This window comes from Parvularcula sp. IMCC14364, from assembly GCF_030758415.1.
Lineage (GTDB): Bacteria > Pseudomonadota > Alphaproteobacteria > Caulobacterales > Parvularculaceae > Aquisalinus.
The window spans coordinates 3,065,120-3,084,506 of record NZ_CP132334.1 but is presented as its reverse complement, the minus strand read 5'-3'; the positions used below and the strand labels follow the sequence as shown (position 1 = coordinate 3,084,506).

Annotated in this window: 15 protein-coding genes; 8 read left to right on the top strand and 7 right to left on the bottom strand. The window is 52.6% G+C overall.

What is annotated here, in order from left to right; translation table 11 throughout:
• Positions 1-89 precede the first annotated feature (89 nt).
• Positions 90-3,203 carry a bifunctional proline dehydrogenase/L-glutamate gamma-semialdehyde dehydrogenase PutA gene (gene putA, locus RAL90_RS14410; RefSeq protein WP_306251840.1) on the top strand — a complete coding sequence of 1,038 codons (3,114 nt, stop codon included), beginning with the start codon at positions 90-92 and terminating at the stop codon, positions 3,201-3,203.
• A 9-nt stretch (positions 3,204-3,212) separates the two neighbouring features.
• On the opposite strand, the gene RAL90_RS14405 is transcribed toward putA, so the two are convergent.
• From RAL90_RS14405 to RAL90_RS14395, 3 genes are all read right to left on the bottom strand, one after another.
• Positions 3,213-4,715 carry a M20 family peptidase gene (locus RAL90_RS14405; RefSeq protein WP_306251839.1) on the bottom strand — a complete coding sequence of 501 codons (1,503 nt, stop codon included), beginning with the start codon at positions 4,713-4,715 and terminating at the stop codon, positions 3,213-3,215.
• A 21-nt stretch (positions 4,716-4,736) separates the two neighbouring features.
• Positions 4,737-5,264 carry a tetratricopeptide repeat protein gene (locus tag RAL90_RS14400; protein WP_306251837.1) on the bottom strand — a complete coding sequence of 176 codons (528 nt, stop codon included), beginning with the start codon at positions 5,262-5,264 and terminating at the stop codon, positions 4,737-4,739.
• 62 nt (positions 5,265-5,326) lie between these two features.
• Positions 5,327-5,770 carry a hypothetical protein gene (locus RAL90_RS14395; RefSeq protein ID WP_306251835.1) on the bottom strand — a complete coding sequence of 148 codons (444 nt, stop codon included), beginning with the start codon at positions 5,768-5,770 and terminating at the stop codon, positions 5,327-5,329.
• Between the two features lie 116 nt (positions 5,771-5,886).
• Here RAL90_RS14395 and RAL90_RS14390 point away from each other — a divergent pair, with 116 nt between their 5' ends.
• Together RAL90_RS14390 and RAL90_RS14385 are read left to right on the top strand one after the other, a co-directional pair.
• Positions 5,887-7,059, top strand: coding sequence for a PQQ-dependent sugar dehydrogenase (locus RAL90_RS14390; RefSeq protein WP_306251833.1), 1,173 nt, complete (start codon positions 5,887-5,889; stop codon positions 7,057-7,059).
• 208 nt (positions 7,060-7,267) lie between these two features.
• On the top strand, positions 7,268-10,651 hold the full coding sequence (locus tag RAL90_RS14385; RefSeq protein ID WP_306251831.1) for an autotransporter outer membrane beta-barrel domain-containing protein: 3,384 nt from the start codon (positions 7,268-7,270) through the stop codon (positions 10,649-10,651).
• Positions 10,652-10,733: 82 nt separating this feature from the next.
• Here RAL90_RS14385 and RAL90_RS14380 read toward each other — a convergent pair whose 3' ends face one another.
• The gene (locus tag RAL90_RS14380; RefSeq protein ID WP_306251830.1) at positions 10,734-11,597 is read right to left on the bottom strand and encodes an alpha/beta hydrolase; all 864 of its coding nucleotides are present in this window, start codon (positions 11,595-11,597) and stop codon (positions 10,734-10,736) included.
• A gap of 75 nt (positions 11,598-11,672) precedes the next feature.
• On the bottom strand, positions 11,673-11,927 hold the full coding sequence (locus RAL90_RS14375; protein ID WP_306251828.1) for a PGPGW domain-containing protein: 255 nt from the start codon (positions 11,925-11,927) through the stop codon (positions 11,673-11,675).
• Between the two features lie 237 nt (positions 11,928-12,164).
• Between RAL90_RS14375 and ada the strand changes: the two genes are divergently transcribed.
• Positions 12,165-13,226, top strand: coding sequence for a bifunctional DNA-binding transcriptional regulator/O6-methylguanine-DNA methyltransferase Ada (ada, locus tag RAL90_RS14370; RefSeq protein WP_306251826.1), 1,062 nt, complete (start codon positions 12,165-12,167; stop codon positions 13,224-13,226).
• Between the two features lie 9 nt (positions 13,227-13,235).
• Here ada and RAL90_RS14365 read toward each other — a convergent pair whose 3' ends face one another.
• On the bottom strand, positions 13,236-15,035 hold the full coding sequence (locus RAL90_RS14365; protein WP_306251824.1) for an acyl-CoA dehydrogenase C-terminal domain-containing protein: 1,800 nt from the start codon (positions 15,033-15,035) through the stop codon (positions 13,236-13,238).
• Positions 15,036-15,138: 103 nt separating this feature from the next.
• On the opposite strand from RAL90_RS14365, the gene RAL90_RS14360 reads away from it, so the two are divergent.
• The 4 genes from RAL90_RS14360 to RAL90_RS14345 all read left to right on the top strand — a co-directional run bounded on the left by RAL90_RS14360 (position 15,139) and on the right by RAL90_RS14345 (position 18,969).
• Positions 15,139-16,074, top strand: a complete 936-nt coding sequence (locus RAL90_RS14360) for an L-threonylcarbamoyladenylate synthase (protein WP_306251822.1) — start codon at positions 15,139-15,141, stop codon at positions 16,072-16,074.
• A gap of 61 nt (positions 16,075-16,135) precedes the next feature.
• Positions 16,136-17,044, top strand: a complete 909-nt coding sequence (locus RAL90_RS14355) for a hypothetical protein (protein WP_306251820.1) — start codon at positions 16,136-16,138, stop codon at positions 17,042-17,044.
• A gap of 76 nt (positions 17,045-17,120) precedes the next feature.
• Positions 17,121-18,524 carry an FAD-binding oxidoreductase gene (locus RAL90_RS14350; protein ID WP_306251818.1) on the top strand — a complete coding sequence of 468 codons (1,404 nt, stop codon included), beginning with the start codon at positions 17,121-17,123 and terminating at the stop codon, positions 18,522-18,524.
• A gap of 34 nt (positions 18,525-18,558) precedes the next feature.
• The gene (locus RAL90_RS14345) at positions 18,559-18,969 is read left to right on the top strand and encodes a DUF2780 domain-containing protein (RefSeq protein WP_306251816.1); all 411 of its coding nucleotides are present in this window, start codon (positions 18,559-18,561) and stop codon (positions 18,967-18,969) included.
• Positions 18,970-19,021: 52 nt separating this feature from the next.
• Here RAL90_RS14345 and RAL90_RS14340 read toward each other — a convergent pair whose 3' ends face one another.
• Positions 19,022-19,360 carry a glycine zipper domain-containing protein gene (locus tag RAL90_RS14340; protein WP_306251815.1) on the bottom strand — a complete coding sequence of 113 codons (339 nt, stop codon included), beginning with the start codon at positions 19,358-19,360 and terminating at the stop codon, positions 19,022-19,024.
• Between the last annotated feature and the right edge of the window lie 27 nt (positions 19,361-19,387).

The window sequence follows — 19,387 nt, the reverse complement described above, 5'->3', positions numbered from 1 at the left end:
ACATGACGTGTGCTGGCTCTTCAACTAAACGGATGAGGAAATAATGTCATTGTTCTATAAGCTGCAGCAAAATGATCAGGGAAACATAAATGGCTGAGATGCATCCACCTTTTTGCGCCGACTATGCGCCTGATGAAACCCGGGTCGTGGAAGATCTGCTTGAGCGTAACCAGTTCAGCGAAGAGCTGGACCAGAGCATCAGAAAGCGGGCCGAGCGATTTGTGGCAGGTATCCGTGACAAGTCTATCGCTGGCGGTGGTGCAGGGCTTGAAGAGTTCATGCAGGAATACTCTCTGTCCACGAGAGAAGGCCTTGCCTTGATGGTGCTGGCAGAGGCACTGCTGCGCGTTCCTGATGCCGTTACCCAGAACAGACTGATTGAGGAAAAATTATCCGACGGTGACTGGGATGATCTTGATGGTGATGAAAGCTGGCTCATTCAGGCCGCAAGCTGGGGCATCGGCATGTCATCCTGGGTCATGCAGCCGGGTCAGACGCCTGCGGCCATTCTGAAAAAAATGACCAAGCGTCTGGGAATGCCGGTCATCCGCACAGGCACCCGGCAGGCCATGCAGTTCCTTGGCCATCACTTCGTACTGGGCCAGACGATCGGGGAGGGCTTGCGCCGGGCCCAAAAAGAGCGGGCAAAAGGCTTTCGCTTCTCCTTCGACATGTTGGGGGAAGGTGCCCGCACAAGTGCAGATGCCGAAAAATATTATCAGGCTTACGAGGAAGCTCTGTCTGCCATCGGTGAAGATGCGCGCACTCGGGATACGGCCCTGCCTGACCGCCCGGGCCTTTCGGTCAAGTTGTCCGCGATCCATCCGCGCTATGAGTTGCGCCAGCAGAAGCGGGTCATGGCTGAACTGGTGCCAAAACTTCTGAAACTGGCGCAGCAGGCCAAAACCCACGATCTGAATTTTACAGTGGATGCCGAGGAAGCAGACCGACTTGAACTGTCATTGATGGTTTTTGAAGCTGTTGCCAGCGATACGTCACTTGCCGGTTGGGACGGGTTCGGGCTTGCCATTCAGGCATATCAAAAGCGTGCCCCGGAAGTGATCGAGTGGGTCGATAAACTGTCGCAGAAACTGCGACGCCGTTTCATGGTGCGCTTGGTCAAGGGCGCTTATTGGGATACTGAGATAAAACGCGCCCAGGAGCGCGGTCTCGAAGGTTTCCCGGTTTTCACCAAAAAAGCTGCGACCGATTTGTGCTATCTGGATTGCGCCTGCAAGTTGCTGGCGGCGCGCCCGCGCTTGTTCCCACAATTCGCCACACATAATGCACACACGCTGGCCAGCATTCTGGAAATGGCTGGCGATACGCAAGGATATGAGTTTCAGCGTCTGCATGGCATGGGCGAAGCCCTTTATAATCTTGAAATGACAATCGAGGGTGTGCCTGCCCGAATCTATGCACCTGTCGGGGGGTACAAGGATTTGCTGGCCTATCTTGTGCGGCGTCTTCTGGAAAACTCAGCCAATTCTTCATTTGTCGCTCAAGTTGCAGACGACAAGGTTTCCATGGATGAATTACTGCGCTCACCGCAGGATGAGTTGAGCGAATTGATCTATCGTGAAGGTAGCGCCCGGCAGAAACTGATCCGCCTGCCCGCGCAGATGTTTGAAGATCGCCCGAATTCCAAGGGGGCGGAGCTTGGCTACGCGCCGCATCTTCAGGCGCTTTCGGCAGCAGTTAGTCAGTCGGTAAGCGATCTTTCCGTATCATCGGTTGTCAATGGAGGCCCTTTGTTCAGCGCCGACACGCGGCAGGATGAGATCATCAATCCCGCGACAGGCGTATCGCTCGGGTCAGCTGCCAGCCTTGGTCAGATGCAGACAGATAAAGTCTTTGCCGCCGCGAAAGCAGCTCTTGTCAGCTGGTCTGCGACACCCGTCAAAGACCGTGCCGGGATTTTGCGCCGGTTTGCTCACCTTCTGGAAGCAAACCGCGACAGGCTGATGTCCCTCCTGACCGCAGAGGCCGGCAAGACGATGGATGATGCCCTGGCTGAAATTCGGGAAGCGGTGGATTTCTGCCATTATTATGCGGTAGAAGCAGAGCAACTCTTTGGTGCGCATGCCGGGTTGCCTGGTCCGGTAGGTGAAGCAAATACTAGGCATGTTGTGCCGCGCGGTGTATTCGTGTGCATTTCACCATGGAATTTTCCTCTAGCCATTTTCCTTGGCCAAATCACGGCAGCGCTTGCCTGTGGCAACACAGTTGTCGCCAAGCCAGCTGAGCAGACACCGCTGATTGCCCATGCCGCCATGACTTTACTGAAAGAAGCAGGTCTTCCCGATGGCGTGTGCAATCTGGCAATCGGTGATGGTGAAATCGGGCGCAAGCTTGTTGAACATCCGGCTGTTTCAGGCGTGGTTTTCACGGGGTCCACGCAAACGGCGCGCAATATCAACAGAACGCTTGCTGCCAAGGAGGGGCCCATCGTGCCCCTGATTGCAGAAACAGGCGGCATAAACGCCATGATTGTTGATTCAACAGCCCTGCCCGAACAGGTGGCGGACGATGTGGCCATGTCCGCGTTTCGCTCTGCGGGGCAGCGTTGTTCTGCCTTGCGGCTTCTCTTCCTGCAGGAAGATGTCGCAGACCGGATGCTGGAGATGATCATCGGGGCGGCAGAAGAGTTGCGCCTTGGTGATCCGGGCGTGCAGGCAACCGATGTGGGGCCGGTGATTGACCAGGAGGCGCAAGCGAACCTCAACGCGCATATTGCCAGCATGAAAGAAAAGGCCCGGTTGGTCTGGGCTGGCGATCTGCCGACAGAACCAAATGGATATTTCGTGCCACCGCATATTTTTGAGTTATCATCGTTTGATGATCTGCAGTCAGAGGCTTTCGGGCCAATCCTGCATGTCTGTCGCTGGCGTGCCAGTGAACTTGATAATGTGATCAAGGCGATCAATAACACCGGGTATGGCCTGACATTCGGGTTACATTCGCGTCTGGAGACGCTTGCTGATTATGTTGTGCCACGCATTCATGCGGGCAATATCTATATCAATCGAAATACGATCGGGGCGATTGTTGGTGTACAGCCTTTTGGCGGTATGGGCCTTTCCGGTACTGGTCCCAAAGCTGGCGGGCCGCTCTATCTAACGCGCTTTGTGGAGGAGAAAACTGTCTCAAATAATACCACAGCAGCTGGCGGCAATGCCAGCCTGATCGCAATGTCAGATTGAGCCAGTCTTTCAGGGAGCGTCCATTGCCAGGATGATCTGGCTGTACCCGCGAACAAGCTGGCCCATATTTTCAATCGAGATACGTTCATTCGTGCCGTGAAACCCTGCCAGATCTTCCGCTTTCATGACCATCGGGGCAAAACGGTAGACATTATCGGTGATCGCCGTGGCATAGCGTGCGTCTGTTGCGCCCAGAACGAGAAAGGGAGCTACCGGCGCGCCACCAGAAACATTGGTCGCAACGCTGGACAGGACAGCATAGGCACGGTTGTCTGTTGGAGAAACAGCAGGCGCGCTGGTGCTGTCTATGCCATCCGTAAGCGGCCTTACTTCTATGCCGGGTATGTCCTGCGTCACATCTTTGATGTGAGCCACAATACTCTCCGCGGTATCATTCGGGTGTATGCGGAAATTAACAACAGCGGTCGCGCGCTGTGCAAGTACATTTTCTTTTGCGGACCCTGTGAGCATGGTTGGTGCCGTGGTAGTGCGGATCATGGCATTTGCGCTGGGCGAGACAGCCATCTGTTTCTCGACTTGCCCACCAAAGAGCCATAAATTTGCCAGCGCCATGCGCGTCTGGAATGGTAAATCGGGTGCCGCTGTCTGGAACAGATCGGAGACGGGCGGTTTTGAAAAGTCAGCGGGCAACTGGTTTTCGTCTAGCGCAACCACGGCCCGCGCAAGGCGCACCGCAGCACTGTCACGCGGTGGTGTGGATGAGTGACCGCCGCGACCAAGGGCTGCAATCTCAACGCTCAGATACCCTTTTTCGGCGATGCCGATAAAGGCCATGGGCTTGCCGGTGAGTGGAGACTTGTCAATGACAAGCGCCCCCTCATCCAGCGCCATGACGGGCTTTACACCGCGAGCTTGCAACAGGGATATGGCTGCTTCAGCACCACTGCCGGATACTTCCTCATCGTGACCAAACAGAAAATGTATCGTCCGTTGTGGCGTAAAACCGTCGCGAGTCAGACCGTCCGCCGCTTCCATCAGCGCAACAAGAGAGCCTTTGTCATCAATCGCACCGCGGCCATAGATATAGCCATCTATGATCTCTCCGCTGAACGGTTGACCTGTCCAGTCCTTCTCTGTGCCGATATTCACCGGCACAACATCCTGATGAGCCATCAGGAGCAGTGGATCGAGGTCAGGGTTGCTGCCCTGCCACGTGTAGAGCAAAGTGAGGCCGCCTGGCACAATTTCGCGTGTCATCACATTGTGGTCAGCAGGATAAGTTTCTGTCAGCCACTCATGCAAGGCTAGCCACGGGCCTTCCTGCCCCGGGCGCGGATCGCCTGCCATAAGCGTAATCGTTTTGAACTGTATCGCTTCAGCCAAATGTTGTGCTGCCTGCTCAACATTTATGGCGGGTACGTCAGGCAAGTTGACCTGTTCACTATCTGCACTGACGCCATCACCATAAGTGAAGGTGCGCACAAGCATGATGCCAATGATCAGGGCCATGACTGCCAGCATGATGACTGCGCCGGTCAATACTTTCCGCATGATTTTGACCCTTGTTGTTTGTTATCTCAGTCTCGGACCAAGCTCATCGCAGGCCAACTGGTAGTTGCGCTCGCAAGCCTTGATGAAAAAATCCAGGGCAGCGCCTTCATCTTGATATGTTCCCTCACCTCTTCGATGCAGGTAGCCAGCCAGGAAGCATCCTTCTGCATCACCAAGCTGGCAGGATGTTTCAAAGTAATAGACCGCCAGTTCCGGATCTTTAGGCTCGTTTTCACGCAATCGCGCCCCAAGATACCGGCAGCCGGAGGGTATCTCGCCATCGCAAGCCTGGCGGTAATATGCGCGCGCGCGCGTGGGGTCCGGATTTGTAGCAATGCCATAATCGACCATAAGGGCGAAGTTGAAGCAGCCGCCTGGTTGTCCGCCAGCACATGCTTCCTCGAACAGGCGATAGGCTTCGGCAAAGCGTTCTTCTGCAAAAGCCTTGCGGCCGGCAGCAAAGGCCGCGGCCGGATAGTCGCTGTTCGATTGGGCGTGTGATGGTGCAGCAAAGGCTGGCAGACAAAACAGAAATACGCTTGTCATCATGAGCATTACTCTACTCGCCGACATGATTGTTCCCTCTTCTGCTGTTTATCCGTAAATTACTTTTATGATGACGCATCTTTTTTGGGTCGTAATGCTTCAAAGGCAAGACCGCCCAGTCCGCCGGCAAAGACCTGAAACAAAAAGCCGAGGTCTGTCTGCGCACCGATGACGGGGATGATACCGAAGTTTATCTTCATCAAACTCAGTGCAGCAGCAATAGCCGCAGCGCCCGCTACGGGATAAGCGACTCTGGCCAGGAATGGGATATAGGCTTTAACAAGCGATGCGATAAAAAAACCAACTGCAAAAGCAGCAAGGACTACAACAAAATACTGCCATGCCCCTAAAATGTCTGACCACGTTGAGGACACTCTCTGTTCAACAGTAATTGGTGCGCCAAGCGCGGCTAGGTCCTGTAAAACAAACTGTGTTGAAAAGCTGCTCGCCAGCACATAGCCAATGCCGCCAGCAATCAGCCAGGCAAACATATTCCCGAAAAATCTCATAATACTGGACCCCTTCAACCGCTTTGACAGCCATCGCTTTTTTCTGGCCACATGCTAAGTCATTGTGCAGGTTAAACCAATAGTAGAACGCAATCAGGAACTCAAAGGCGGGGTTTATGAAAAACCATCTCACAAAATCGGCCATCGCGCTTGTCAGTGGTCTCTCTGTCGCTTGTGCAGGGTTTTCCGCCCTCGCCGAAACAGATCGGCTCAGCCAGGAAATTGGGGATGCGCCGGCGGCACCCGTTACCTATGAGATAACAGAGATAGCTGGCGGCCTTGAGACGGCCGCTGCGATGGCGTTTTTGCCGGATGGCGACATGCTGGTCGCGGAAAAAGCCGGCCGTGTGCGCGTCATCCGTGACGGTGAGTTGGTTCAGGCGCCCGTTTCGGGCATCCCCGAGGTGCACTATAGCAGTCAGGCGGGTTTGTTTGATATCGCGTTACATCCTGATTTTGCGGAAAATGGCTTTATCTACCTCTCTTATGCGCATGCAGAAGGACGCAGAAATACGCTGCGCCTTGCCCGGGCGCGTTATGTGCCTGATGCCGAAAGTGGGGCGCTTGAGAACTTTGAGGTGATATTCACTGGCGAGTCATGGCGCACCACGTCAGCGCATTACGGTGGGCGCATTGCTTTTCTGGCTGACGGGACACTCCTGCTGACCACCGGCGACGGATACCGCCATCGGGATCAGGCGCAGAAGCTGGATAATCATTTCGGCAAAATTGTAAGGCTCAATGACGACGGGTCTGTACCGGCGGATAACCCTTTCGTGGGTACAAGCGGGGCTCTCCCTGAGGTCTGGTCATACGGGCACCGTAACCCACAAGGTCTGATTTATGATGCGCAAAGCAACATTGTGTACGCGCATGAGCATGGGCCGCGCGGTGGTGATGAGGTAAACATCATCGGGAAGGGTAAAAATTACGGGTGGCCGGTGATCTGCTACTGTATTGATTACTCTGGTGCGCAAATTACGCCTTTTTCCCAGTTGGAGGGCATGGAGCAGTCAGTTGTGCATTATGAGCCATCCATTGCGCCTTCGGGTTTTGCCATCTATCGCGGCGATAAATTTCCTGATTGGGAGGGTGATCTTTTCATTGGCGCGCTGGCGCATGAGCATGTTCGCCATATTGACCTCCAGAACGGTATGTTTGGGGCTCAGCAGGAGTATCTCGGCGAACTTGGGAAGCGTGTACGGGATGTCAGGGTTGGCCCTGACGGCTTTTTATACGTGCTGACAGACAAATCTGGCGGCAAAGTATTGAAAGTTTCGCCTCAATAGCGGCCGTTAACCCGGCCTGACAGTTACGTAAGGTGTGGTTTAACAGTCGGTTAACCACTTGCATAATGCGCTTTTCTGGGCGAGACAGACCTGACGTAATTTTGCGTCCAATGAATGGTGGGGTGAGGGGACTGATGTTTGTTTCAGGGCCTCTTTAATCTGTCGTAAAGTTCGACAGCACCTCTGAGAGCATTAACGGGAGTATCTGATGACCACAGTCCGTCACCAGTCAGCAGGAATGATTTCTAAAAAAAATGGCACAGCACGCGCCCTTCGCATCGCACTTCTTTGTGGGGCAAGTTTTACTATTCCGGCGATGTTCATCACAGCACAGGCGCAGGTGACAGAGAGTGGAGACAGAACGACTCCGATCAATACATCCACAGCCGATGACGGCGCAGCAGCAGATGTTATACTCGACGGTACGGTCACGGTAGACGAGGGAACGGCAGTTTCCGTCGACTCAGACAACACGTTTACAAATAACGGTACGATCGCTGTTAATGCGTCCGACGATAGCGTCGGCGTACTGCTCGGCGCTGGGTTCTCAGGCGGGTTCACCAACTCCGGCACGATAACGATGGAACAAAGTGACGCGCAAAGCGAGGGAGATCCGGATAGCGATCTGCTTCCTGATTATAATGATAATCGCGTCGCTGTGCTGGTTGCGCAAGGTGGCTTGTTTACAGGGGATATTATTTTAACCTCAACCAGTAATATTACCGTTTTTGGAGATGCGTCGGCAGGCTTTCGAATAGCAGGAGATTTGGTCGGCACAACACAAATTGATGGTGACTTCACAATCACAGGGCGAGATTCACAGGCGATAGCAGTTTCTGGCGATATGACTGGCGCATTTGTGGTGGGATCAACAAGCAGTATCAATGTTGTCGGTGCCGGCAGCACAGGTATTCTTATTAATGGAGCCTTGGACGGTGCTTTCGTGTTTGGCGGCGCAATGCGTGTTACGGGTTATACCGACATTATACCGGACGCCGATGATGTAGAAGATAATGATAATGAAGCTCAGTTAGCTCAGCAGGGTGGCGCTGGGATTGACATTAATGGTGACATCTCAGGCGGTGTTTTGATTGATGGTCCCGTTCCTAGCGGGCAACTTCGAGAAGCGGAGGAGGGTGAAGATCCGGTAGTGAATCCACCTAGTGCAGGTATTACGACTTTTGGTGCCAGCCCTGCCTTGCGAATAACCGGAGCGACGGTTGGTGCTGTAGACACATCCGCCCTTGCGGACCCAGATTCTTATGGTGTGTTTGGGTTGATTAACAGAGGTGTTCTCAATAACGAAACTATATACGGTGGTCTTGAAGCTCTGGCGGTCCTCATAGACTCAGCTACCATTAACGGTGGTATTCGTAATGATGGAACGATGCGTAGTTTTGGTCAGGAGGGGGATGCTACAACTCTTCTGATTCGCGATAGTAGTGTTCAGACTTTTTTCAATAGTGGCATAATAGAGGCTCAGTCTTTTGGGACATCTGACAATATCCCATTCTCAGTGGTGGGATTACTGATCGAAGGTGCTTCGACTCTAGAATCCATTGTTAATACTGGTATTATCAATACGATTATTACAGGTGATAACGGCGAAGTTGTTGGGGTAAGAGACACCAGTGGTTCTGTGGCTGCTTTTACCAACAGTGGTGTTGTGGCGGCGCGTTCATTGGATGATTTAAGCAGAACAAATTTAGATACAGACATTCCAGTCAGTACCATCGCAATCGATTTTTCAAACAATACTGGTGGTGTTACAATTACGAACACAACACCCGGTGACTTTGATGGCAGCTTAGCTGATCGTGCGGCTTTTGGAAATGTAATTGGTGATGTCTTTACAGGGTTTGGTGATGATGTATATATAGCTGATGCAGGCTCTACTGCTGGGAATCTGTTTCTTGGTGCTGGGAATGATTTAGTCGATTTGTCTCTATTAGCCTCAATTGAGGGTGATATCCATTTTGGTGATGGAGATGACAATCTTACTCTATCTAATGCTTCAGTCATAGGGGATGCATTTTTTGGTGTCGGTGCTGATGTACTCAACCTTTCTGACCAATCCACATTTAATGGGACTTTGAATGATGCAGATGGTGTCTTGAGTGTAAATGTGGCAACAGATTCCGTGCTGAATATCAATAACGCTGATTTAATTGGAATATCTTCGCTATTTGTAGACGCAACCTCCACTCTAGGTATAGCAATCTCTGACCAAGGGCTTGGTTCAACGATACTTGATGTCGCCGGTCTTGCGAGCTTTGATACAGGCGCTACGATTAAACCGATTTTTCTCGGTGGTGTGCCGTCTGCGAATGTGAATACATTTGATATTATATCTGCTGGTACACTTGATGCAGATATTGCGGATCTGAACAGTAACCTCCAGAGTAGTGCTGATATACCCTTCCTTTTCAATTTCAGCCTTGATAATCCTGACGGCACAAATGATCTTGTCCTTTCGGTTAACAGAAAGACTACAGAAGAAATTGGTATTTCTGCTGGCCTGGCGCCAGCGCTCGACCCTACAATTGATGCTTTGAATCGTGACCTTGATCTTGGCGTGTTGATTTTCAATCTGTCTACGCAGGAAGAATTCCAGGAAGCCTTTGGCCAGCTCGTGGCCGGGCCACTGGATGCGCCGCTTGCTTACGCGCGTGCACAGACCAATTCAGTTACCAGCATCATCACGCAACGTCTTGATATGGCGCGCAATAGTGGTGAATATGGCCGTACGTTCTGGCTTCAAGAGGAAACATATTTTGTAAACCGGGACGAGGATGAGGCTTCCAATGGATTTGATGGTGGCGGTTTTGCTATCGCTGCTGGCGTTGATGCAAGCTTGAACGATACGATTGATGCCATTGGCCTCAGTGCGTCTTTCTCGTCCGCGCGTTACGATGAGCAAACCGGCGAAGATTTTCCCTTCAATCGTGTAACCTATGGTTTGGGTGCTTACGGTGCTGCTTCCATGGGCAAGCTGCAATTTGATGCCCGTGCTGAGTACTCGTGGGCCGATAGCGATTCTGAGCGGAATGTTATCATCGGAGGTGTTCGGCGGCGCGCAGATGCTGAGTGGGAGGGTACGCAAATCGCTGCCAGTGGCCGCGTTTCGTACGAAACAACGATGAGAGGGTATGCGGTAGAGCCGTTTGCAAGCCTTGATTATCTCTCACTCGAAGAAGATGGATATACCGAGACTGGTGGGCAGGGTATCAATCTCGTGGTTGCTGATCGGGAGGCGGATAGTTTGAGAACCAATATTGGTGTGAAAGCCGGTAAGGTATTCGAGATAGAGCCGAACGCTTATGACACCGGTATACCAGGTACAATCCATCCTCAGTTTACGTTAGCCTGGTCACAGGAACTGGTTGATGACGATATTGAAGCTACCTACACTTATGAAAGTGGCGGTGAAAGCTTTACGTTGTTATCAGAGCCTGAAGATGGTGCTGCAATTGTTGGTGCAGACGTCGCCTATGAAAATGAATATGCCAAAGTCCATATCGGTGCATCAGGTACGTTTGGTGACACAACTGACGTATTCATACTGCGGGCTGGCGTTGGCCTGAAATGGTAGATTGTTTTAGGTTCTGGCAATTTTAATCTCTAGTCTGCAAGCTTACTGAAAGCAGGCTGTACCGGGTTATAAAATCGCGACCTTACTTCGTCATTGTCTCATCAATGTTTATGAAGAACCCGGTGATGTCATCCAGCACCGGGGCTTTTTTGCGAAAGGTTACCGATAAAGCGGTGACAGGCTCAATGTGGTCAAGCCCTTCGTAAAGCCTTGTTTCCACGCGTATGCTATTTTCCTGCAGTGCCTTTTCCAAGGCAGGGATGTTACGTGGAAAGACAACTGTATCATCCGTACCCATAACTAACAGCATTGGTGGTGCGTCAGGTGTTGCAAGATTGATTGGCTGTGTAATGTCAGGGTCCTGGATATGACCGAAGGCATCTATCGTTGCCGCCACATCATAGGGAAAGAAGTCATAAGGGCCGGCAATTCCGGCAACGCCGTCTACAGTGTCGGAATCGAGACCAACAGTAGCTAAATACTGTGGATCAAGCCCCAGCATCACGGCATTATAGGCTCCAGCAGAGTGACCGACCAGATAAATTCGGGACGGGTCCCCATTCCAGTCAGTGATGTTTTCTGAAATCCATTTCACTGCCAGTGCGCCATCTTCGACAAATGTCGGGAAAACAACCTCGGGCACTTTTCGATAATCTGCAATCACTGTGATAAAGCCGCGAGCTGCAAAAGCGCGACCGACAAAGTCGTATCCATCCTTGTCACCGTTTTTCCATGAACCGCCATAAATGAACATCAGTACAGGGTCCTTACCTGTGCTCTCCAGTGGGACATAGATGTCCAGCGCTTGCTCACTCAGGGGGCCGAATGAAATGTTGCGGTTAGCAACACGAGATTCGCGATCTTTCGGGCCGAGATTGTCAAAAATGGTTTGTACCGTGCAGGCATGCAAAAGCAACAGCAGTGGCAGTAGAAGTATTTTGTTCATGGGAGATGTTATCCGGCTTCGATTTATGCTCTTTAGCAAAGCCAAAACCGGACGGCTGCGCAAGCTATTTGCGACTTAAGGATGAGTGCGATCAATGGTTTTCTGGATGACCGGCGGAAACTTTTCGCGCCAGCGAACCAGTTGATTATTGAGCTTGGTATTCTTTCGGCGCAGGGAGCGTACCAGATTTTGTACCGGAATGATGTACGGTGCCAGTAAGGCCAGGCCAATCACCAGCATCAACAACCCAAGCGGGATAGGAAGGGGTAGGACAACGATACCGGCCACGACCAGCACACTTCCCATTATCTGATGAAAAATCGCGAGCATCGCCGACAGACTTTCCTTTCACCTCAGCCATTAACCCAAAACATTGATATATCACTGGCGGCTTGATTGACAATATCACAAAACCCACAACGGCTGGTTAACTGCACCTAGCAGGGTAAATTTACCCCGAATTTTAAGCTTTTGCAGTTTTGAAAGCAAAAACCGGGAAGCAATGAGCCATTATAGAGTGCTGTAATGCGGCAATTAAGGCGGTACGATGCAGGATAATTACGGCATATGAATGGCAGTAGATTCGATTGTGATGAAATGCGCTGGCAGGCATTTGTAACACGCAATAAGCAAGCTGAGGGTGCCTTCTGGATTGCTGTTAAAACAACAGGCATCTATTGCCGCCCAGGTTGCCCGGCCCGCACGCCAAATCGGGAGAATGTTGAGTTTTATGCTTCACGTGGTGCCGCGCGCGCTTCTGGCTTCCGCCCGTGTCGACGCTGCAAGCCCGATGCTCCCTCTCTGCTTGAGCGTCAGGCATCGACTGTTGCCGCTGCGGCAAAAATAATCGCTGAAGCTAAATCACCTCCAACCTTGGCAGCTTTGAGCACGGCTGTTGGCATGAGTGCTCACCATCTACACCGGTTGTTCAAAAGGCATCTGGGTGTAACCCCTAGGCAATATGCAGATAGCCTGCGGGCAAGGCGACTGCGATCTGCTCTCGCCCGGCAAGACCGGGTGACAGATGCCATCTATGACGCAGGGTTCACTTCCCCTTCCAGAATGTATGCACAGGCACAATCCCGGCTTGGCATGCCTCCCCGCCAGGCACTTAATCAGGGCAAGGGAGAGGATATTCGCTATACGCTGGCGAAGAGCTGGCTCGGGCGCACATTGGTCGCAGCGACTGACAAGGGCATCTGTGCGGTGCAGTTCGGCAAGAGCAATGCAACCCTGTTGGCTGAATTGCAGGGCCGTTTCCCTGGGGCCAACCTGACAAAAGCAGAGCCAGGTTCCCCCTATGAGCAATGGGTGAGCGAAACGCTTGCTGTTATAGATGCGCCCGCGTCCTCCCCCTCGATGCCGCTTGATGTTCGTGGCACTGCTTTCCAGGAACAGGTCTGGCGCGCGCTTATGCATGTCCCATCTGGATCAACGCAAAGTTATAGCGATATTGCTGCGGAAATCGGCAAACCCAGCGCTGTCCGCGCTGTTGCGACTGCTTGCGGTGCCAATAAACTGGCTGTGATTATTCCGTGCCACCGCATTGTCAGCAAAGCCGGGTCTCTGTCCGGTTATCGCTGGGGGTTAGACCGCAAACAGAAACTGCTTAACAAGGAATCGGGCTGAGACAGTTCATCAACTGGCAAGCAGGTCGGGCTCCATTGTGGCGACAGTTTCTGCTCCGGCGGTCGCTGCTGGTATCAATCCCTCTGCTCGTGGCAAAAGATTATCCGCATAGAACCTGGCGATAGCGATTTTGGTTTCATAATATGCCTTGTCGCCGTCACCCTGCTCAATCAGTTCTGCGGCGGCCAAAGCGCCGCGGGCAAGATAGTGCGCACCTGCCACATATCCGAATTGATCCTGATACGGCGTAGCACCGGCAAGAGCGTCTTGTGGGTCACGCGCCATTGCCTCAATCATCCAGTTTGTCGTCATCTCAAGGGAGTTAGCCGCAATGCCAAGGCGCCGGCTGATTGCTTGCAGATCCGGGTGCGACGCACTTTCCAGTGCTGATACACCTTCACGTAATTCCGCAATGAAGTCGCGCGCCAGTTTGCCGCCGCCCATGCCGAGCTTGCGGCCAATCAGATCAATTGCCTGAATACCGTTAGTACCTTCATAGATCGTAGCGATACGGATATCTCGCATATGCTGGGCTGCGCCGGTTTCTTCAACAAAGCCCATACCACCATGAACCTGTACGCCAATCGAGGTCACTTCATTGGCTCTGTCAGTCGCAAAAGACTTCGCAATCGGTGTTAGCAGTTCTTCTCGCTCCTTGGCGATTTTTCTGGCGTTTTCATCAGGTGCATGTTTGGACAAGTCATGCGATACCATGGCCGCATAGCACAGTGCGCGGGAAGCATCTGTCAGTGCGCGCATAGTGTAAAGATTACGACGCACATCAGGATGCTGATAGATGTCTACCGGGTCACCGGATTTAACCCCAAAAGCACATCCCTGTTTGCGTTCTTGCGCGAACGAGAGCGCTGCCTGAAAAGCGCGCTCTGAAATTGAAGCCCCTTGCTGCCCGACATCAATGCGCGCTGCATTCATCATGACAAACATGTTCTTCAGGCCTTCATTCTCCGTACCGACAAGCGTGCCGTAACATTCACCCGCTTCGCCATAAGCCATGGAACATGTGGGGCCACCATGTTGGCCGAGTTTTTCCTCAAGCCCTGTGCACTTAACATCATTTCGACTGCCGAGTGACCCGTCAGGGTTCACATGAAACTTCGGCACAAGGAACATTGAGATCCCACGAGTGCCCTCTGGTGCATCAGGCAGTCTTGCCAGCACAAGATGGCAGATATTCTCAGCCATATCGTGCTCTCCGAAGGAGATATAAATCTTGTTGCCGCTGATCTTGTACTGGCCATCCCCTACAGGTTCTGCTTTCGTCCGCAGGCTGGAAAGATCGGAGCCTGCGTGTGGTTCTGTCAGGTTCATGGTGCCCGTCCATTTACCAGAAACCATTTTCGGCAGATAAAGCTCTTTCTGCTCATCTGTCCCAAAAGCCAGCAGCGCCTTGACGGCACCGGTTGTCAGCGTTGTGCAGAGTGACCAGGTTATGCAGGCGGAAAAAAGCGCGTCAGAGACGGTGAGGGCGAGGGATTGCGGCAATCCTTGTCCACCGACGTCCTCAGGAAAGGCAAGAGCGTTCCAGCCGCCTTCCACATATTGCTGATACGCCTCCTTGAACCCGTCAGGCGTACGAACGACACCATTCTCAAGTTTGGCGCCCTGCTGATCCTGTGGCCAGTTCATCGGGGCAATAACATTATCTGCCAGTTTACCGGCTTCGGACAGCACAGCTTCTACAAGGTCATCATTCAGGTCGTCGAACTTGCCGGTTTCCTTCACGGCTTCGAACCCAACCATGTGGTTCAGTACAAACTGTATATCGCGGACGGGCGTTGCGTATGTCATCTGGTCGCTCCTTCAATCTTGCTCTCTATATGGCGTGGCATGATACATTTTTGTAGCGCCCAGTGCAGTGATGGCCCATGAAAAACGACGAATGACACAGATAATGCCATATACACCTGATACCGCCCGAGAAACGGCAAAATTGCTGGCGCAGGGCGGTCTTGCCGTGGTGCCGACCGAGACGGTCTATGGCCTTGCGGCGGATGCCACGAATGATCGTGCCGTTGCCCGTATCTTCGAGGCCAAGGGGCGACCATCGTTCAATCCGCTGATAATACACGTTGATAGCGTGGAAATGGCGAGGCTTTGGGCAGAAGTCCCACCGCTGGCGGCAAAGCTGGCCGCAGCATTCTGGCCGGGACCACTTACGCTTGTTCTGCCACGACGGTCTGACACTACCCTGTCGCATCTGGTCTCTGCCGGCCTTGAAACGGTTGCCGTGCGATTTCCGAAAGCAGAACCGGCGCGCGCTATATTGCATCATCTCGGGCGCCCTTTTGCGGCACCCAGCGCCAATCGCTCCGGTAGGATCAGTCCAACCCGGGCAGATCATGTGGCGAAGACGCTGCATGGCAAGGTGGACCTGATACTTGATGATGGACCTTGTATCGTCGGCGTAGAGTCCACCATTATCAAGGTCGAAGACGACCGGCTCTTTCTGCTCCGCCCGGGAGGTATCCCCATAGAGGATATAGAGACATCCCTTAGCGTCACACTGGATCAACCTGATATGACCGACATTCAGGCGCCGGGAATGTTGCAGAGCCATTATGCGCCAAACGCGCAGTTGCGACTGGATGCGGATGCGCCAGAGGTGGGCGAGTTATTTCTGGGCTTTGGACCGCCATCAGATGGTACTGTGCCCACAGAAAATCTGAGCGAACAGGCCGACCTGACTGAGGCGGCTGCAAACCTTTTCAGGTTATTGCATGAACTTGATGAACCAGGCCGGCGGATTGCAGTTGCCCGGATCCCTGAGTGCGGTCTTGGGCTTGCGATCAATGACAGGCTGCGTCGGGCTGCAGCGCCAAGGCCGTGATATAAGCCGTTGAAGAAATTTCCAGACGAACTTATTTTACCGCAAACACAGGAGTGATCCCATGAAGAAGCTGATAGCATCAGGTCTGCTGTTCGTACTGGCGGCGGCATGTACGGCAGAAAAAAGTGGTTCCGATATGTCGGAAAAGGCTACCGGCGTCGCACAGCCAGGAGGGTCTGCCGCCGATGGGGCTGAGAACACCCTCGGCCTAGATGATAACGCTGCAATAGATGCAAATGATAGTCTCAGTCCGGCGGCGCGTGCGAACAGGCCGGACTATGCGGCTATTCTGGCTGCTGAAGACAGACCTCAGGCAGATCGTCAGCTTGATGCGCTGCGTAAGCCGCTGGAGGTCATGGAGTTTATCGGCTTGCAACGTGGCTGGACTGTTTTGGAGCTCGAAGCAGGGGATGGGTACTATACGGAACTTTTCTCACGCGCGGTACGCCCCGCTGGCGCCGTCTATATGCATAACCCTGAGGAGTTTGATAATTTCCTCGGCGACGCCGTGACCAACCGGCTCGCGGGAAATCGCTTGCCGAATGTGCGTGTATTGAAGTCAGACTTTGACGAGGTGCCGATATCTTCCGAGACAGCTCAAATTATCACCTGGATTCTAGGGCCACATGAACTGTGGTTTCAACCAGATAACAAGCCGGAAGGCTTCGGGGACCCGCTGGAAACCTTCACCAGAGTAAAAGAGATGCTCACGCCCAACGGGCAGCTGATCATTCTTGATCATGCTGCTGCACCCGGCACACCAGAGATTAGCGGTGGCACGACGCACAGAATCGATCCGGCTGTCATTATTGCTTTGGCTGAACAGGCCGGCCTTGGTGTCTACAAACAAAGTGATGTTCTGCGTAATCCGGAGGATGATTATACCAAACCTGTCTTTGATCCGGAGGTAAGGCGCAAGACTGATCGTTTTCTCATCAGTTTCAAGAGGAAAGAGCGTCTGTCAGAGTAAAACCAATTCATGTTTTCGTATAAGTCATTCCCAAACGGAAAGTTTTAATGGTAGCGTATAGTTCCGTGGAGAGCAGATGGCCATAGCACAACATCATCTATGTGCGCTTGAAAGTATCGCAGGCGAGAAAGCCGTTATTCCAGCAAGCGTCAGCCAGGCGCATCTGACCGAATGGCGCAAGAAGTGGCCGGGGCAATCACCTCTGTTGCTGGCCCCAGGCACAACTGAGGAAGTTTCTGCTATTGTCCGATATTGCCACGAACACAGCATAGGTATCACGCCCCAAGGCGGAAATACCGGTCTTGTCGGCGGTCAGATGCCTCAAGGGCAAATTCTGATTACTCTGAAGCGTATGCGAAAGGTCCGGGACGTATCACCCCTGAACAATGCGATGACGTTGGAAGCGGGTGTGACACTGGCAGAGGCGCAGAATACTGCAAAGGAAGTAGACAGACTATTTCCATTATCAATCGGTTCGGAAGGCACCTGTCAAATTGGTGGCGTTGTCTCTACCAATGCTGGAGGAGTGAATGTCATTCGCTACGGCAATATGCGTGACCTCGTGCTCGGTATTGAAGCTGTCTTGCCAAATGGTGAAATCTGGAACGGTCTCACTGCTTTACGCAAGGACAATACAGGGTACGATGTGAAACACCTTCTTGTGGGAGGAGAAGGTACTCTGGGTATTGTGACTGCCGCAACGCTGAAAATCTATCCACGCCCGCGTGAAACAGTCACCGCTTTCGCGGCCCTGAAAAGCCCACAATGCGCTGTGGATCTACTCAACTTTATGCAAGGCCAGACAGGCGGACTGGCTTCAAGTTTCGAGTTGATGTCTCAGCCGCTCATGACGCTGGTTAGCCAACATTTTGATGGCCTCAAATCTCCACTGGAAACTATCACGCCTTGGTATGTGCTGATGGAGTTTTCTACCGGACAGGAAGGTCAACTCAGAAGCGGGATTGAATCCGCCCTTGCGGAGGCGCATGGAAAAAACATGATCCTTGATGCAACTATTGCCGAAAATGAAATGCAGGCAGAGCGGCTATGGGCACTTCGCCATCACGCTGCACCGGCAATGGCCCAAGACCCGGCGAGTGCCGTCAAATGCGATATTTCCGTTCCAATTCACTATATTCCAAACTTCCTTCAGAGTGCTGATGAAGTTGTTGCTGCGCAGCAACCTGCGTCAAGGGTCATTGCTTTTGGTCATATGGGGGATGGCAATATTCACTATGATGTGCTGGGTCCGTCTGATGCCGCGCAGAGCGATTTCGAAGCGGCGAGGCCCAAGATGCAACTTGAAATACATGACATTGTCGCCAGTCTGGATGGTTCTATTTCTGCCGAGCACGGCATTGGTATTTTCAAGCGCGATGAGTTGAAAATACGCAAATCTGAAACAGAACTCGCCATGATGAGGGCAATCAAAAATGCACTGGACCCGAAAGGCATTATGAATCCCGGGAAACTTCTGTAAAAGGCCTTGTGAAAAAGAGGAAAGGATCTCTCACATGATTGACCAGCTTATCCAGCAAATTGCCAGCAAGGTCGGTATTGATGAAAGCATGGCCCGACAGGCTGTTGGCGTTGTCATGGGCTTTCTAAACAAGGAAGGTGACCCATCTGCTGTGGGCAGCCTGTTTGAAAAAATTCCGGGCGCAGCAGAGCTTGCTGGTCAGTTTGAGCCAGGCGCCACGGGCGGTCTTGGCGGCATCATGGGCAAAATGGGTGGCATTCTCGGCGGCAACAAAGCCGGCGACGCCATGGCCGCAATGGCTGCATTCAAGGAAACCGGCCTGTCAATGGATCAAGCCAAAGACATGATGCCGGTCGTCAAGGACTTCATTTCTGAGAAAGCAGGGCCTGATGTGATGGCGCAGGCTATAAACTCTGTGCCTGCTCTGAAAGGCCTTCTCAAATAAGAGCACGCCTCCAAGGCAGGAGGAGTGCTGAAAGTTTAGTGGTGTCGCTCAATTATGAGCGGCGCTCGCCATTCTGCCAGTACGTGTTTCCATACTGATCGACATAGTAATAACGCTGAGCACGTTGGTCGAAATAGAGCTGTTGCTGGCCTTGCTGGCGCTGATCCATCTCACGCCCACGCTGTGCACCAGCGGCACCGCCGACAACGGCACCGATCGCTGCACCGGTTTCAGCATCACCATCACCAACATTGTTGCCGATGATAGCGCCAACCAGTGCGCCAGCAGCAGCACCGCCAGCAGCATTACGTTCTATATTGCCTGACTGCGTACAGCCTACTGCCAGTAAACTCATGGCAGCGATGGCAGCGGTTGTTTTCAAATTCATCATGTCAAAACTCCTCGGGATATATCCCTT

Bases quoted from the DNA above. Each gene is read 5' to 3' on its own strand.
- putA (WP_306251840.1), top strand. From the start codon at position 90: ATGGCTGAGATGCATCCACCTTTTTGCGCCGACTATGCGCCTGATGAA.
- RAL90_RS14405 (WP_306251839.1), bottom strand. From the start codon at position 4,715: ATGCGGAAAGTATTGACCGGCGCAGTCATCATGCTGGCAGTCATGGCC.
- RAL90_RS14400 (WP_306251837.1), bottom strand. From the start codon at position 5,264: ATGATGACAAGCGTATTTCTGTTTTGTCTGCCAGCCTTTGCTGCACCA.
- RAL90_RS14395 (WP_306251835.1), bottom strand. From the start codon at position 5,770: ATGAGATTTTTCGGGAATATGTTTGCCTGGCTGATTGCTGGCGGCATT.
- RAL90_RS14390 (WP_306251833.1), top strand. From the start codon at position 5,887: ATGAAAAACCATCTCACAAAATCGGCCATCGCGCTTGTCAGTGGTCTC.
- RAL90_RS14385 (WP_306251831.1), top strand. From the start codon at position 7,268: ATGACCACAGTCCGTCACCAGTCAGCAGGAATGATTTCTAAAAAAAAT.
- RAL90_RS14380 (WP_306251830.1), bottom strand. From the start codon at position 11,597: ATGAACAAAATACTTCTACTGCCACTGCTGTTGCTTTTGCATGCCTGC.
- RAL90_RS14375 (WP_306251828.1), bottom strand. From the start codon at position 11,927: ATGCTCGCGATTTTTCATCAGATAATGGGAAGTGTGCTGGTCGTGGCC.
- ada (WP_306251826.1), top strand. From the start codon at position 12,165: ATGAATGGCAGTAGATTCGATTGTGATGAAATGCGCTGGCAGGCATTT.
- RAL90_RS14365 (WP_306251824.1), bottom strand. From the start codon at position 15,035: ATGACATACGCAACGCCCGTCCGCGATATACAGTTTGTACTGAACCAC.
- RAL90_RS14360 (WP_306251822.1), top strand. From the start codon at position 15,139: ATGCCATATACACCTGATACCGCCCGAGAAACGGCAAAATTGCTGGCG.
- RAL90_RS14355 (WP_306251820.1), top strand. From the start codon at position 16,136: ATGAAGAAGCTGATAGCATCAGGTCTGCTGTTCGTACTGGCGGCGGCA.
- RAL90_RS14350 (WP_306251818.1), top strand. From the start codon at position 17,121: ATGGCCATAGCACAACATCATCTATGTGCGCTTGAAAGTATCGCAGGC.
- RAL90_RS14345 (WP_306251816.1), top strand. From the start codon at position 18,559: ATGATTGACCAGCTTATCCAGCAAATTGCCAGCAAGGTCGGTATTGAT.
- RAL90_RS14340 (WP_306251815.1), bottom strand. From the start codon at position 19,360: ATGATGAATTTGAAAACAACCGCTGCCATCGCTGCCATGAGTTTACTG.